At 67.5% G+C, this 15,448-nt stretch carries 12 protein-coding genes; 7 read left to right on the forward strand and 5 right to left on the reverse strand.

Annotated elements, in window-relative coordinates:
- Positions 1–83 precede the first annotated feature (83 nt).
- A complete protein-coding gene (locus AR540_RS19370) occupies positions 84–569 on the forward strand; it encodes an FKBP-type peptidyl-prolyl cis-trans isomerase (RefSeq protein ID WP_059231121.1) in 486 nt (161 codons plus the stop codon).
- 212 nt (positions 570–781) lie between these two features.
- On the opposite strand, the gene cysZ is transcribed toward AR540_RS19370, so the two are convergent.
- Positions 782–1,534, reverse strand: a complete 753-nt coding sequence (gene cysZ / locus AR540_RS19375) for a sulfate transporter CysZ (RefSeq protein WP_059231123.1) — start codon at positions 1,532–1,534, stop codon at positions 782–784.
- A 300-nt stretch (positions 1,535–1,834) separates the two neighbouring features.
- On the opposite strand from cysZ, the gene trxB reads away from it, so the two are divergent.
- Positions 1,835–2,809 (forward strand): thioredoxin-disulfide reductase, encoded by a 975-nt coding sequence (gene trxB, locus AR540_RS19380; protein WP_059231125.1) that lies wholly within the window; start codon positions 1,835–1,837, stop codon positions 2,807–2,809.
- Positions 2,810–3,010: 201 nt separating this feature from the next.
- Here trxB and glyA read toward each other — a convergent pair whose 3' ends face one another.
- Together glyA and AR540_RS19390 are read right to left on the reverse strand one after the other, a co-directional pair.
- Positions 3,011–4,264 (reverse strand): serine hydroxymethyltransferase, encoded by a 1,254-nt coding sequence (gene glyA / locus AR540_RS19385; RefSeq protein ID WP_059231127.1) that lies wholly within the window; start codon positions 4,262–4,264, stop codon positions 3,011–3,013.
- 123 nt (positions 4,265–4,387) lie between these two features.
- On the reverse strand, positions 4,388–8,578 hold the full coding sequence (locus AR540_RS19390; protein WP_059231129.1) for a sensor domain-containing protein: 4,191 nt from the start codon (positions 8,576–8,578) through the stop codon (positions 4,388–4,390).
- Between the two features lie 211 nt (positions 8,579–8,789).
- On the opposite strand from AR540_RS19390, the gene ettA reads away from it, so the two are divergent.
- Positions 8,790–10,454, forward strand: a complete 1,665-nt coding sequence (gene ettA, locus AR540_RS19395; protein ID WP_059231130.1) for an energy-dependent translational throttle protein EttA — start codon at positions 8,790–8,792, stop codon at positions 10,452–10,454.
- A 109-nt stretch (positions 10,455–10,563) separates the two neighbouring features.
- Here the strand turns inward: ettA and AR540_RS19400 are convergent, their stop codons facing one another.
- Positions 10,564–10,992, reverse strand: a complete 429-nt coding sequence (locus tag AR540_RS19400; protein ID WP_059231132.1) for a TOBE domain-containing protein — start codon at positions 10,990–10,992, stop codon at positions 10,564–10,566.
- A 95-nt stretch (positions 10,993–11,087) separates the two neighbouring features.
- Here AR540_RS19400 and AR540_RS19405 point away from each other — a divergent pair, with 95 nt between their 5' ends.
- From AR540_RS19405 to modC, 4 genes are read left to right on the forward strand one after another with little or no spacing between them, the layout of a single operon-like run.
- On the forward strand, positions 11,088–11,900 hold the full coding sequence (locus tag AR540_RS19405; protein ID WP_059231134.1) for a TOBE domain-containing protein: 813 nt from the start codon (positions 11,088–11,090) through the stop codon (positions 11,898–11,900).
- Positions 11,901–11,924: 24 nt separating this feature from the next.
- Entirely contained in the window at positions 11,925–12,680 is a 756-nt protein-coding gene (modA, locus tag AR540_RS19410; RefSeq protein ID WP_059231135.1) for a molybdate ABC transporter substrate-binding protein, read from the forward strand.
- Positions 12,681–12,684: 4 nt separating this feature from the next.
- Positions 12,685–13,362: a molybdate ABC transporter permease subunit gene (modB, locus tag AR540_RS19415; RefSeq protein ID WP_059231137.1), complete on the forward strand. Its 678-nt coding sequence runs from the start codon at positions 12,685–12,687 to the stop codon at positions 13,360–13,362.
- Positions 13,359–14,435 carry a molybdenum ABC transporter ATP-binding protein gene (modC, locus tag AR540_RS19420; protein ID WP_059231139.1) on the forward strand — a complete coding sequence of 359 codons (1,077 nt, stop codon included), beginning with the start codon at positions 13,359–13,361 and terminating at the stop codon, positions 14,433–14,435. Before modB ends, modC begins: the two co-directional genes overlap by 4 nt.
- Here the strand turns inward: modC and AR540_RS19425 are convergent.
- Positions 14,427–15,353, reverse strand: coding sequence for a LysR family transcriptional regulator (locus tag AR540_RS19425; RefSeq protein WP_059231141.1), 927 nt, complete (start codon positions 15,351–15,353; stop codon positions 14,427–14,429). The genes modC and AR540_RS19425 overlap by 9 nt on opposite strands.
- Between the last annotated feature and the right edge of the window lie 95 nt (positions 15,354–15,448).

Genomic DNA, 15,448 nt, shown 5'->3' on the forward strand with positions numbered 1-15,448 from the left:
GACCGAACGCATTCGCAATTGCTAGGTTGGACGCGTAGACTGATGCGTCATCCTATTTTTTTCCCAGCATGAAGGTTCTGGCCATGCAGATCGCGGCGAACACGGCGGTATCCATCGACTACACCCTGACCAACGACGCCGGCGAAGTCATCGACAGCTCCGCTGGTGGTGCTCCGCTGGTCTACCTGCAAGGCGCGGGCAACATCATCCCGGGTCTCGAGCGCGCCCTGTCCGGCAAAGAGGCGGGTGACGAGCTGAAGGTGGCCATCGAGCCGGAAGACGCCTACGGCGAATACAGCCCCGAGCTGGTCGCTACCCTGGGTCGCGAAATGTTCGAAGGCGTGGACGAGCTGGAAGTGGGCATGCAGTTCCATGCCTCCGGCCCGGACGGCGCCATGCAGATCGTCACCGTGCGTGACATCGAGGGCGACCAGGTCACCGTCGACGGCAATCATCCCCTGGCCGGCCAGCGCCTGAACTTCGCCGTCAAGGTCGTCAACGTGCGTGCTGCCAGCGACGAAGAGATCGCCCACGGTCACATCCATGGCGAGGGTGGTCACCACCACTAAGTCTGGCGACAGGCTCCTCGTGACGCCCGCGCCCGGCTCTGCCGGCGCGGGCGTCGTCGTTTCTGCGCTGCGGTGATCGCCTTCACCCCAACCCTCTCCCGCGGGGAGAGAGGGCTGGTCAGCGGCGTAGCGTAGCCTCGTCCACCTTGGGACACCCGGCCAACACGTGGAAAACGCTGCGCGGTTTTCCACGCTACCGGGCCAGGACCTCCTTACGGACGCACCACCAGCGCCTGGTTGCCTTCCTCGCGGACCCAGAACAGCGTCGCGCCGGCCACGGCGGCGGGCATGAACAGGGCGTTCAGGCCGGGTACCAGCAGCGCCAGGTAGGTCACGCCACCGAAGCCCAGGCAGCGCAGGCGGCGGGTGCGCAGCCAGGCGAGCATGCTGCGGAAATCCAGCTTGTGGTTGTCGGCGGGCAGGTCGATGTACTGCACCGCCATCATCCAGACGCCGAACAGGATCCACAGCGGTGCGGCGATCAGGTTGAGGCCGGGGATGAAGGTCAGCACCAGCAGGCCCAGGGCGCGCGGCAGGTAGTAGCCCAGCTTGCGCAGCTCGCGCTGCAGGGTACGGGGCACCATGGTCACCAGTTCGGTGAGACTGAAGGGCGGAAAGTCGTCCTGGCCGCGCACCATGACCTCGATCTTTTCCGACAGGAAACCGTTGAACGGCGCTGCCACCAGGTTGGCCAGCAGGGTGAAGGTGAAGAAGATGATCGCCAGCAGCAGGATGACGAACAGCGGCCAGAGCAGCCACTCGACGAAGCCGGCCCAGGCCGGCAGGGTCGGCATCAGTTGTGTCATCCAGCCGCCGAATTGGCGGACGGCGAAGGTGAGGATGGCCGCGTAGAGCAGCAGATTGATGGTCAGCGGGATGACCACGAAGCGGCGCATGCCGGGGCGGGTCACCAGGCGCAGGCCTTCGGCGAAGTAGGCGGAGCCGGACAGGGGAGCGACAGCCATGGAGATTCCTGACGAGTGGCGGGAATGCACAGCTTACCTCAGGGCTCCATTGGCGAAGCGGTCGACATAGGCGCGCCCTATGGTCTGGATTTAGAATGGTCGCTTCTGTGGAGAGGTCGCTCTCGTTAGGCTGAGTACCATCCCTGGACCCGACGCCCGTCTCGGACGGCGCCGGTCGCGCCATCGCCAGGAGCGGTTGGCGCTGCGGAACGGCTCCGCACGAACACCGGCCGGCGTGCCCGAGCGCGCGCTGGCCCCTTCACTCTTAGGTCTGCCGGAGACCCCGGCAGGGAGAATGTCATGTCTGAAGCCAACACCTCGCGCCATTCGCGCCTCATCATCCTCGGTTCCGGTCCGGCCGGTTACACGGCGGCGGTCTATGCCGCCCGTGCCAACCTCAAGCCGCTGCTGATCACCGGCATGCAGATGGGCGGCCAGCTGACCACCACCACCGAGGTCGACAACTGGCCGGGCGACCCCCACGACCTGACCGGTCCGGCGCTGATGGAGCGCATGCGCGAGCACGCCGAGCGCTTCGAGACCGAGATCGTCTTCGACCACATCAACGCCGTGGACTTCGGAGGCAAGCCCTACACCCTCAAGGGTGACAGCGCCACCTACACCTGCGATGCCCTGATCATCGCCACCGGCGCCAGCGCCCGCTACCTGGGCCTGGCCAGCGAAGAGGCCTTCATGGGCAAGGGCGTGTCCGCCTGCGCCACCTGCGACGGCTTCTTCTATCGCAACCGCGAAGTGGCGGTGGTCGGCGGCGGCAACACCGCGGTCGAGGAAGCCCTGTACCTGGCCAACATCGCCAGCAAGGTGACCCTGATCCACCGTCGCGAGACCTTCCGCGCCGAGAAGATCCTGCAGGACAAGCTGCGCGCCCGGGTCGCCGAGGGCAAGATGGCGCTCAAGCTCAACGCCAGCGTCGACGAGGTGCTGGGCGACAACATGGGCGTCACCGGCGTGCGCATCAGGAATAATGACGGCAGCACCGAGGAGCTGCAGGTGGCCGGCCTGTTCGTCGCCATCGGCCATACGCCCAATACCGGGCTGTTCGAAGGCCAGCTGGAGACCCACGACGGCTACCTGGTGGTGAAGGGCGGTCGCGAGGCCAACGCCACCGCCACCAACGTGCCGGGCGTGTTCGCCGCCGGCGACGTGGCCGACCACACCTACCGCCAGGCCATCACCTCGGCCGGCGCTGGCTGCATGGCCGCGCTGGACGCCGAGCGCTACCTGGATGGCTTGGGCGATCTGCAGGTGCTCTAAGGCTTGGCTGCAAAAGTAAAACCCCGGCACTGGCCGGGGTTTTACTTTTCCGGGGCTTCCGGCGGGCGGCAGGATCCGGCTTGGCTACCTTGACGACCCTTCTGGAAATGCAACGAGCCCCGGCCGATTGGTCGGGGCTCGTTTTTTGGGTTTTCCCTCACCCCGGCCCTCTCCCAGGGGGAGAGGGAGACGGTACGCCTCTTACTTACCGTACACCGGCAGGCGGGCGCAGACGGCCTTGACCTTCTCGCGCACGGCGTCGATCACGGACTCGTCGCCCATGTTGCCGAGGATGTCGCAGATCCAGCCGGCCAGTTCGCGGCACTCGGCTTCCTGGAAGCCGCGGGTGGTAACGGCCGGGGTGCCGATGCGCAGGCCGGAGGTGACGAAGGGCGAGCGCGGATCGTTCGGCACCGAGTTCTTGTTCACGGTGATGAAGGCGCGGCCCAGGGCGGCGTCCGCGTCCTTGCCGGTGATTTCCTGCTTGATCAGGCTGAGCAGGAACAGGTGGTTGTCGGTGCCACCGGAGACCACGTCGAAGCCACGCTCGATGAAGACGCCGGCCATGGCCTGGGCGTTCCTGATCACCTGCTGCTGGTAGGTCTTGAACTCGGGTTGCAGGGCTTCCTTGAAGCACACCGCCTTGCCGGCGATGACGTGCATCAGCGGGCCCCCCTGGGCGCCGGGGAAGACCGCCGAGTTGAGTTTCTTCTCGATGGCCTCGTTGGCCTTGGCCAGGATCAGGCCGCCGCGCGGGCCGCGCAGGGTCTTGTGGGTGGTGCTGGTGACCACGTCGGCGAAGGGTACCGGGTTCGGGTAGACGCCCGCGGCGACCAGGCCGGCGAAGTGGGCCATGTCGACGAACAGGTAGGCACCCACGGCATCGGCGATGGCGCGGAAGCGGGCGAAGTCCAGCACCTGGGAGTAGGCGGAGTAGCCGGCGACGATGACCTTGGGCTTGTGCTCCTGGGCCAGGCGCTCGACCTCGGCGTAGTCGATCAGGCCCTGCTCGTCGATGCCGTACTGCACGGCGTTGTACAGCTTGCCGGAGGAGGAGACGGTGGCACCGTGGGTCAGGTGGCCGCCGTGAGCCAGGCTCATGCCGAGGATGGTGTCACCGGCTTCGATCAGTGCCAGGTACACGGCCGAATTGGCCTGGGAGCCGGAGTGCGGCTGGACGTTGGCATAGTCGGCGCCGAACAGCTGCTTGGCGCGGTCGATGGCCAGTTGCTCGACGACGTCGACGTATTCGCAGCCGCCGTAGTAGCGCTTGTGGGGATAGCCTTCGGCGTACTTGTTGGTCAGCACCGAACCCTGGGCCTCCATGACCGCCGGACTGGTGTAGTTTTCCGAGGCGATCAGCTCGATGTGATCTTCCTGGCGCTGGGCTTCCTGCTGCATGGCGGCATGAAGGTCGGCGTCGAAGCGGGCGAGGGTGGTTTCACGGCTGAACATGGCGGCAGGGTCCCCTGAGGCATGGCAAGAGCGAGCCCGGTCCGGGCTCGTGAAAGCCGCCATTCTACCCCATCGTGGGAAGCCTGAGGTATGAGCGCCGGTCATGCACCGGCGCCATGGGTCTCATGTGAGGACCGGGAACAGCCCCTGGCGCTCGAGGCGTTTGCGCAGTTGCTCCGGGGGCAGCGGGCGGTCGAACAGGAAGCCCTGGACCTCGTCGCAGCCATGGGCGCAGAGGAAGTCGAGCTGCTCCTGCTCCTCCACGCCTTCGGCGATCACCGAGAGATTGAGGCTGTGGGCCATGGCGATGATGGCCCGGGCGATCTGGGCGTCCTGCTCGCCATGGGGCAGACCGTCGACGAAGCTGCGGTCGATCTTGAGGATGTCGATGGGGAACTGCTTGAGGTAGTTGAGCGACGAGTAGCCGGTGCCGAAGTCGTCCACCGCGATGCACAGGCCCAGGCTCTTGAGTTCGCCCAGCAGCATCAGGGCCTCACCGACGTCGCGCATGAGGATGCTCTCGGTCAGCTCCAGCTCCAGGCAGGCCGGGGCCAGGCCGGTCTCGGCGAGGATCTGGGCGATGCGCTGGCCGAGCTGACCGTCGTTGAACTGGCGGGCGGAGAGATTGACCGAGACCTTGGGGATGCGCACCTTGGCGGCGTGCCATTCGCGCATCTGCCGACAGGCTTCGCGGATCACCCAGTCGCCCACCTGGACCACCAGGCCGATCTCTTCCAGCACCGGGATGAATTCGGCCGGGGAAACGTGGCCGCGCACCGGGTGCTCCCAGCGCAGCAGGGCCTCGACGCCGGTCAGGCGGCCATTGTCGCAGCGGTACTGCGGCTGGTAGTGCAGGCGGAATTCGCCCTGCAGCAGGGCGTGGCGCAGGTCAGCCTCCAGTTCCAGGCGCTCCAGGGCGCGGGCGTTCATCTCGGCCTGGTAGAACTGGAAGTTGTTCTTGCCCATCTCCTTGGCGTGGTACATGGCCGTGTCGGCGTTCTTCATCAGCTGGCTGAGTTCGTGGCCGTCCTGGGGCGAGAGGGCGATGCCGATGCTGGCGGAAACGAAGAATTCGCGGCCCTCGAGGATGAAGGCGTCGGAGAGCTGGGCGAGGATCTGTTCACCGACGCGGATCGCCTGGGCGAGGGCGGTTTCGCGGCTTTCCAGGCCGGACAGCAGCAGGGTGAACTCGTCGCCACCCATGCGCGCCACGCTGTCCTCGGTGCCGACACAGGCGGTCAGGCGCACGGCCACTTCCTTGAGCAGGCGGTCGCCGGCGGCGTGGCCGAGGGAGTCGTTGATCGGCTTGAAGCGGTCGAGGTCGAGGAACATCAGCACCACCCAGCTGCCGTTGTGGCGGCTCTGCTGCAGGGCGTTGTGCAGGCGATCCTGGAACAGGGTGCGGTTGGGCAGCAGGGTCAGGGCGTCGTAGTAGGCCAGGCGGTGGATGCGCCGCTCGCTGGCCTTGCGCTCGCTGATGTCGACGAAGAAGCAGACGTAGCTCATCAGGTCGCCGTCGTCGTCGCGGATGGCGGTGATGCCGACCCAGGAGGGATAGGGCTCGTTGTCGTGGCGGCGCTGCCAGAGTTCGCCTTCCCAGCTTTCCTCGGTACGCAGCTGTTGCATCACGTGCTGCAGCTGGTTGGCTTCCTGCTTGTCGGCACAGAGCATCATCGGCTGCTGGTCGAGTACCTGCTCGGGGGTGAAGCCGGTGATGCGGGTGAAGGTACGGTTGACGCGGACGATGTAGCCGGCCGGGTCGGTGACCAGGATGGCGCCGGCGGAGTGGTCGAACACCGTCGCCGCCATCCGCATGTCCTTGTCCGTGCGGCGCTGGGCGGAGATGTCGCGGCAGACGCCGAGCAGGCCGGCGAAGCGCTCGTGGTCGTCCCACAGCGGCTTGAGGCGCAGCTCGATCTGCAGGGTGTGGCCGGCGGCGTGCAGGCAATCGAGCACCTGGGGGGCGAAGCGCTCCTGGCGCAGGGCGGAGAGCGCGCGCGGGTCGTCGAGGCTGCGCATCAGGTGCTGCAGGGTACGGCGGAATTCCTGCAGCTGGCGGGTATGGACCACCAGGTCGGTCAGGCGGCGCCGCTGCAGGTCGGCGATGGGATAGCCGAGCAATTCCTCGACGGAGGGACTGATGTAGCTGAGCACCAGCTGGGCGTCGGTGGTGAAGATGACGTCGCTGATGCTCTCGGCCAATTGCCGGTAGCGGTTCTCGCTGTCACGCAGGCGGTCGCTGGCGCGCACCATGTCGGTGACGTCCAGGGCCAGCCCGACCACGCTGGCCGCGGTGCCGTCCGGGCGGCTGGCGAGACGCTGCTCGCGGACGTCGAACCAGTGCCAGCCGCCGTTGCGATGCTGCCAGCGCAGCAGGCTGTTGCTCGGTTGGTCGGACAGCGTCGGTCGCATGCTCACCACCCGGGCGTGCAGCTCGGCATCGTCCGGGTGCAGGCGCTCGCGCCCGAGGCTGGTGAAGGCCTCGGGTGAATAGCCGAGCTTGAGCGCCAGCGGATGGCTCTCGTAGGTCAGCTCGCCACTGGCCACGTCGTAGGTGTAGAGGGTGTCGGGCGTGGCGCTGATCAGGTTGGACCAGAAGGCGTCACGCTCCAGCAGGCGCAATTCGCCGAGTTTGCGCTGGGTGATGTCGTTGAGGCTGAGCAGGGTGGCATCGAGGTGCTGGGGATCGGCCGGCAGGTGCATGGTCAGCCACAGATAACGCTCGCCCGCGGCGCTGTCGATACGGGTTTCCAGCTCCAGCACCTGCTGGCCGGAGAGCAGACCGGCCAGCAGCCGGTAGCGCTTGCCACCGGGTTGCAGGCGGGAATCGCCCACCAGTCGACTCCAGGCCTGGTCCAGCTGGTCGATGCCGAGCATCTCCAGCGCCCGCTGGTTGATCTCGGTGATGCGGACCCGTTGACCGAGACGTTCCAGGGCCTCGGGCTGGGTGGCGAAGAGGTTGGCGAGCTGTTCCGGCGTCTCGATGCCGAGCGTCTGCAGCGCCGGGTAGAGGCCGCTCAGGTCGACCACGCAGATGCCGGTGTGGACGCCGTTGAAGATGTTCTCGTAGCGCTGCCGGGTGGTCTGGATGGTTTCCAGGTTGCGTTGCTGCTCGGTGACGTCGCGCAGCACCCAGACGAAGCCGTCCTGCACCTGGGTGCGATCGCGCAGCACCCGGGCGCTCGGCTGGCTGTCGGCCAGGGCATGGCAGCTGACGGCGAAGCGCCGGGGCTGCTCGTCGACCCAGAGGGTGACCAGGGGTTGGCCGCCGGCTTCGGCATGCGCCGGGGCGACCAGCTGCGGCAGCAGGCTGGCCAGGTAGTACTGGGGAGCGTCGCTGGGGGTGACGCCGAGCACGCGTCCGGCGGTGGCGTTGACGTAGACCAGGCGGCCATCGGCCTGGGTCATGCAGACGAATTCCTCGATGCCGTTCAGCGCCGTGCCGGCCAGCCGCAGGCTGCGCCGCGAGGCCTGGGTCAGCGCCCGCAAGCCCTGTTCTTCGCGCAACAGCAGGTGCAGCAGCACGCCGGTCACCAGGCCGAAAAGGGTGAACAGCGCCAGACGGCCGAAGGAGTCCGGCAGCCGCAGGCCGGATCCGCCTTCGGCGGAATGGGCGGCGACCACCTGCCAGTCGGTGTAGGCCAGGTCCTGGCGGGCCTGGTCGTTGGGCAGCGCAACCGTCGCCGGCTCGGTGGCGAACACCGTCGTGCCCCGGGTGCGATCCTCCAGGCGCCAGACCAGGCCTTCCAGCAGGCGCGTCTGGCGCCAGAGCGGCTCGTCCAGGGGGGCGCTGGTCAGCACCCACCAGCCCTGTTGCAGGTCCGGATCACCGGCCAGCAGGAGGTAGAGAGGGACCGCGGCCGCAGGATCGTAGTCGTAGCGGAAGTCCGCCTGGCCGGCGCGGTCGATCAGTTGCTGTACGAAGGCCGCATCCTTGGCATCGGCAAGGCGCGCGGCGCGCAGCGCGGGATCGGCCGGCAGCCAGCGCACCTCGCGCAGGCCGGGGAAGAAGTCCTTGAGGCTCAGCAGGCGATTGGGGGGCAGGGGCAGCGTGGGATCGAGGGACCAGCGCAGGGTGCTGCGCACCGCCTGGGCCTTGAGCGCCAGGCTGAATTCGAGGGTACTGGCCAGTTGCCGCGTCATGCCGTCCAACTGGTCACGGCGCATGGTCTCGCGCTCGGCCATGCCGGCGAGTGCCTGCCAGAACATCATCGCCAGCATCACCACCAGCGACAGGACCAGCAGGCCCCGGGTCAGACGGCGTGGCGAGGAAGCGATCGGCTCTTCCGGCAAGGTGGAGGGCGGAGTGTTCACGGCAGACTGCTTTCCTGCGGGAGCGTGGGCCATACAGCTGCGCCCGATTCCGCGGGGCAGAGCTGGCCTATGATAATGTGACAGGTGGTGCGCCCGCCTGCTTTTTCCGCGCCTTCACCACGGGTGCTTTCGTCGCCCGGGGTTTCGACAGCGTTCGCCGCTGACGCCATACTGTGTCCCCTGTTTTTCATTCCGCTCCCAAGGTCCAACCATGGCTCAATACGTCTACACCATGCATCGGGTCGGCAAGGTCGTGCCGCCCAAGCGTGAGATCCTCAAGAACATCTCCCTGTCGTTCTTCCCCGGCGCCAAGATCGGCGTGCTGGGTCTGAACGGTGCGGGCAAGTCCACGCTGCTGCGCATCATGGCTGGCGTCGATACCGAGATCGAAGGTGAAGCGCGTCCGATGCCCGGTATCAATGTGGGTTATCTGCCGCAGGAACCGAAACTTGATCCCGAGCAGACGGTTCGTGAGGTAGTCGAGGAAGCCGTTGGTCAGATCAAGCAGGCCCAGGCGCGACTGGACGAGGTCTACGCCGCCTATGCCGAGCCGGATGCCGACTTCGACGCCCTGGCCGCCGAGCAGGCCAAGCTGGAAGCCATCCTCCAGGCCGCCGACGGCCACAACCTGGACCGCCAGCTGGAAGTCGCCGCCGACGCCCTGCGCCTGCCGGCCTGGGACGCCAAGGTCGGTGTCCTCTCCGGTGGCGAGAAGCGCCGCGTGGCGCTGTGCCGCCTGCTGCTGTCGGCCCCCGACATGCTGCTGCTGGACGAACCCACCAACCACCTGGACGCCGACTCGGTGGCCTGGCTGGAGCACTTCCTCCACGATTTCCCCGGCACCGTGGTGGCCATCACCCACGACCGCTACTTCCTCGACAACGTCGCCGGCTGGATCCTGGAACTGGACCGCGGCCAGGGCATCCCCTTCGAGGGCAACTACTCCGGCTGGCTGGAATCCAAGGCCGCGCGCCTGACCCAGGAAGCCAAGCAGGAAGCCGCCCACGCCAAGGCCATGAAGGCCGAACTGGAATGGGTACGCTCCGGTGCCAAGGCGCGCCAGTCCAAGTCCAAGGCCCGCCTGCAGCGCTTCGAGGAAATGCAGTCCCAGGAATTCCAGAAGCGCAGCGAGACCAACGAGATCTACATCCCCGCTGGCCAGCGCCTGGGCGACAAGGTCATCGAGTTCAAGAACGTCAGCAAGGGCTATGGCGACCGCCTGCTGATCGACGACCTGAGCTTCAGCGTGCCCAAGGGCGCCATCGTCGGCGTCATCGGTGGTAACGGCGCGGGCAAGTCGACCCTGTTCCGCATGATCATGGGCAAGGAGCAGCCGGACTCGGGCACCATCGAGATCGGTGACACCGTGCAACTGGCCAGCGTCGACCAGAGCCGCGAGAACCTCTCCGACACCAAGACCGTCTGGGAACAGGTCTCCGACGGTTCCGACGTGATCAAGATCGGCAACTACGAGGTGCCCTCGCGCAGCTACGTGGGCCGCTTCAACTTCAAGGGCGCCGACCAGCAGAAGTTCGTCAAGGACCTCTCCGGCGGTGAGCGCGGTCGCCTGCACCTGGCCCTGACCCTCAAGCAGGGCGGCAACGTACTGCTGCTGGACGAACCCTCCAACGACCTGGACGTGGAAACCCTGCGCGCCCTGGAAGACGCCCTGCTGGACTTCCCCGGCGCGGCCATCGTGATCTCCCACGACCGCTGGTTCCTCGACCGCATCGCCACCCACATCCTCTCCTACGAGGATGATTCCAACGTGGTGTTCTTCGAAGGCAACTACACCGAGTACGAAGCCGATCGCAAGAAGCGCCTGGGCGAGGCCGCGGCCCAGCCCAAGCGGGTTAAGTACAAGAAGCTGGCTTAAGCGTCAGCAGGAACGTCGGCAGGGAAACCTGTCGGCGTTTCTTTTTGTCTTTCGCTATATACCTCATGCTATAACGCTCGAAACGGACCCGTTCCGCTTGGTTTCACGATCAGGCCGGCACGCCGAGGATCACATGAGACGCCTTGAACACCGCCGTGGCGGCGACGCCCGGAGCCAACTGCAGCCCTTGCACCGCGTCGCGGGTGACCATGGCCACCACGCGGCTGCCGCCGGGCAGGGCGATGCAGACCTCGGCATTGACCGCGCCATCGCTGACGCTCTCGACCGTGCCGGCCAGGCAATTGCGCGCCGACAGGCGCAGGCCGCTATCGGCGGTCATCACCATCACCCAGGGCGCCTTGACCAGGGCCACGGCCGGCCGGCCCGGCGCCAGGCCCAGGCGGCTGGCGCTGTCCAGGGTGACCACCGCCACCAGCTCGGTACCGCCTGGCAGCGCCAGGGTCACCTCTGCATTCACCGCGCCTTCGCGCACCTGGCTGACGGTTCCCTGGAACACATTGCGGGCACTGACCTTCATGGGATTTCGCTCCTGAACGCGGGGGAAGAGGCTCAGGGCGCCACTCTAGGTCGGAGCGTTGTAGTCATACAACCCGAGCGCCGGGAGTGCCCGGCATGAGCGCCTCGCCCTTCATCGCCCATCTGTCGCTGGAAAGCAGCGTCGGCGCCGAGCTGACCCAGACCCGTATCCGCCTGCTGGAGGCCATCGCCGCCACCGGCTCCATCAGCCAGGCGGCCAAGCGGGTGCCGCTGTCCTACAAGGCGGCCTGGGATGCGGTGGACCAGATCAACAACCTTTCCGCGCAGCCCCTGGTGGCGCGTAGCGCGGGCGGCAGCGGCGGTGGCGGCACCCGGCTGACCGACTATGGCCAGCGCGTGGTGGCCTTCTATCGCGCCCTGGAACAGCACTACCAGACCACCCTGGACCGGGTGGCGGCCGGACTCGACGAGGCCAGCCGCACCGAGGTGGCGGATTTTCGCCAGTTGCTGCTCAACCTCAACTGGCGCAGCAGTGCCCGCAACCAGTTCTCCGGCCAGGTGACTGCCCTGGAGCATAGCGATGTGGAAAGCGTCGTGATCCTGCGCCTGGACGACGCCACCGAACTCACCGCACTGGTCACCCGTGAGAGCGCCGAGCAGCTACGTCTGGCGCCGGGGCGTGCCGTGGTGGCGCTGGTCAAGGCCTCCGCGGTGCTGATCGGCACCGATCCGGGCCTGCGGTTGTCGGCGCAGAACCAGTTGTGGGGCGCGGTCGAGCGGGTCCACGAAGGGCCAGTCAACCATGAGGTGGTCCTGGAGCTACCGGCGGGCCGCCGGATCACCGCCACCCTGACCGCCGCTAGCAGTCGTCAGCTGGGGCTCGTCCCCGGGTTGGCCGCCTGCGCCTGTTTCAGCGCCGCCAGTGTCTTGCTGATGAGCGCGTCCTGAATCCCACCCTGAGAGAATCTCCGCATGACGCCCCTCCGTTTGTCCCTGCTCTGTGGCCTGGTCGCCAGTACCCTGGCCACCTCCGTCCTCGCCGACGAGGTCCAGGTGGCCGTGGCCGCCAACTTCAGCGCGCCGCTCAAGGCCATCGCCGAACGATTCGCCCAGGACACCGGCCATCACCTGGTCATCTCCAGCGGCGCCACCGGCCAGCTCTATGCCCAGATCAAGAACGGCGCACCCTTCGAAGTCTTCCTCTCCGCTGACGACAGTACCCCGGCCAAGCTGGAAGGCGAGGGTGCGGCGGTCAAGGGGTCGCGCTTCACCTATGCCATCGGCACCCTGGCGCTCTGGTCGCCCAAGACTGGCTATGTGGATGGGAAGGGCGCGGTGCTCAAGCAGAATGGCTTCACGCACCTGGCCGTCGCCAATCCCAAGACGGCCCCCTATGGCCTGGCGGCTACCCAGGTGCTGGACAAGCTGGGCCTGACCGAAGCGGTCAAGACCAGGCTGGTGGAAGGCCAGAACATCACCCAGACCTACCAGTTCGTCGCCACCGGCAATGCCGAGCTGGGCTTCGTCGCCCTGTCGCAGATCTACCAGGATGGCAAGGTCAAGGAAGGCTCGGCCTGGATCGTGCCGGCCGAACTCTATGAACCGATCCGCCAGGACGCCGTGCTGCTGGAGCCGGGTAAGGATCAGGCGGCGGCCAAGGCGCTGCTGGCCTATCTCAAGGGCCCCCAGGCGGCCGCGGTGCTCAAGGCCTACGGCTACCGGCAGTGACGCCATGAGCCTGACCGCAGCGGACTGGGCGGCGATTCGCCTGACCCTGGAACTGGCCAGCGTGACCACCCTGCTGCTCCTGGTACTGGGCACGCCCATCGCCTGGTGGCTGGCGCGCACCCGTTCCTGGCTCAAGGGGCCCATCGGCGCCCTGGTGGCCTTGCCCTTGGTGCTGCCGCCCACGGTGATCGGTTTCTACCTGCTGTTGGCCATGGGGCCGGAGGGTTGGGTGGGGCAGGCGACCTCCGCCCTCGGGCTGGGGCGGCTGCCCTTCAGCTTCGCCGGGCTGGTGGTGGGTTCGCTGTGCTATTCGCTGCCCTTCGTGGTGCAGCCGCTGCAGAACGCCTTCGAGGCCATCGGCCCGCGCCCCCTGGAGGCGGCGGCCACCCTCAGGGCCAGTCCGCTGGACACCTTCTTCCATGTGGTGCTGCCGCTGGCGCGTCCAGGTTTCATCACCGCCGCCATCCTCGGCTTCGCCCACACCGTGGGCGAATTCGGCGTGGTGCTGATGATCGGTGGCAACATCCCCGGGCGGACCCAGGTGGTCTCCACCCAGATCTTCAATCATGTGGAAGCCATGGAGTATGCCCAGGCGCACCTCCTGGCCGGGGGCATGCTGGCCTTCTCCTTCGTGGTCCTCCTGCTGCTCTATGGTCGCCGCGGGCGGTCGGCCTGGACATGAGTCTCGCGGCACGTTTCGAACTGCGCCACGCCGGCTTCATGCTGGACGTGGACCTCGCCCTGCCCGGTAGTGGCGTCACCGCCCTGTTCGGCCCTTCGGGTTCCGGCAAGACCAGTTGCCTGAGATGCGTGGCCGGCCTCGAACCCGCGGCCCGCGGCCGCCTGGTGGTGGCGGGGGAGACCTGGCAGGACAGCGACCGCGGCCTGTTCCTACCGTCGCACAAACGCGCCCTGGGCTACGTCTTCCAGGACGCCAACCTGTTCGAGCACCTGGACGTGCGCCGCAACCTGCTGTTCGGTTGGCGGCGGGTAGCGCCCGTCGAACGTCGACTGGAGCTGGAGCAGATCGTCGAGTTGCTGGGCATCGAAGGGCTGCTCACCCGGATGCCGGCGCGCCTTTCCGGTGGCGAGCGCCAGCGGGTCGGCATTGCCCGGGCGCTGCTGACCAGTCCGAGGTTGCTGCTGATGGACGAACCCCTGGCGGCGCTGGACGCCGAGCGCAAGGCGGAGATCCTGCCCTATCTGGAACGCCTGACACTCGAGCTGGCGCTGCCGATCCTCTATGTCAGCCATGCCCCCGACGAGGTGGCGCGGCTGGCCGACCACCTGGTGCTGCTGGAGCGAGGCCGGGTACTGGCCAGCGGGCCGACCACCGAGGTACTGGCGCGCCTGGACCTGCCCATCGCCCTGGCCGATGACGCCGGAGTGGTGCTGGCAGGGCGGGTGTTGGGTCATGACCCGGACTACGGCCTGCTCAGCCTGGGCCTGGCCGGCGAGCAGCGCGTGCTGCTGGCCCATGCGCCGCTGCCGCCCGGCCAGCCGCTGCGTATCAAGGTGCTGGCGCGGGACGTCAGCCTCAGCCTGGAACGCCAGCACAGCAGCATCCTCAATGTGCTGCCCGCTACCGTCGCCGAGATCGCCCCGACCCGCTCGCCGGCCCAGGTGCTCTTGCGCCTGGACCTGGGCGACGCGGCGCTGCTGGCGCGGATCACCCGCTATTCGCTGGAGCGGCTGGGGCTGCGGCCGGGCAGCCGGGTCTGGGCGCAGCTCAAGTCGGTGGCGGTGTTAGCCTGAAACTGGCGCAGGCCTGAGCCGCTCCACCAGGAAATCCACCAGCACCCTGACCGCCGCCGGTAGCTGGCGATCCGGCGGATAGAGCAGCCAGGCGGTGCCCTGGTAGGGGCCGAGGTATTGCCAGTCGGGTAGCACCCTCAGCAGGCTGCCGTCGGCCAGACCGGCTTCGGCGGCGAAGGCCGGCAGGCAGGCGATGCCGAGGTCGGCGAAGGCGGCTTCCAGGCGCACGCCGCTGTGGTTGCAGGCCAGGCGGCCGCGCACCGTCACGCTTTCCACCCGGTCGCCGCGGCGCAGTTGCCAGCGCTGGTCGCCCGGGGTTTCGCCCAGGTAGAGGCAGTCGTGCTCGGCCAGCGCCTGGGGCTGCTGGGGCATGCCGTGGCGCTGAAGATAGGCCGGACTGGCGCAGAGCACGAAATCCATCTGCCGCAGCGGGCGGGCGACGAAGCCGGCGGGCGGCTGCTCGGTGATGCGCACCAGCAGGTCCTGGTCGTCGGCGATGGGATCCAGTGGGCGGTCGTCCAGGCGCAGTTGCAGATCCACCTCGGGATAGCGCTGGAAGAAGTCCGGCAGCAGCGGGGCGATCAGCCGATTGCCGACCGCCTTGGGCACGGCGAGGCGCACCTGGCCGCGCGGTTCATCGCGATGCTGCTGGCCGCTATCCAGGGCGGCGCCGGCGGCGGCGAGCAGTCGTTGGCAATGTTCGAGCACCTCGCGTCCGGCGTCGCTCAGGCGCAGCTGGCGGGTGGTGCGTTGCAGCAGACGTACGCCCAGCTCCCGTTCCAGTCGTGCGACCTGGCGGCTGACCGCCGAGGGCGTGGCGTTCAGCAGCCGGGCGGCGGCGGTGAAACTACCGGTCTCCACCACCTTGGCGAAGGCGACCATGCAAGGTAGCAAGGGGAGGGCGCGCAGGAGATCCATGCCAATGTCCGCAGGAAGCAATAGGGTTGGAAAGGCTGCCATTGCTTCCCCGGGGGAACAAGAGCTATGCGCCTCGGCCGGCTTATGGCGGGCAC

Source organism: Pseudomonas sp. EpS/L25 (assembly GCF_001512295.1).
Lineage (GTDB): Bacteria > Pseudomonadota > Gammaproteobacteria > Pseudomonadales > Pseudomonadaceae > Chryseomonas.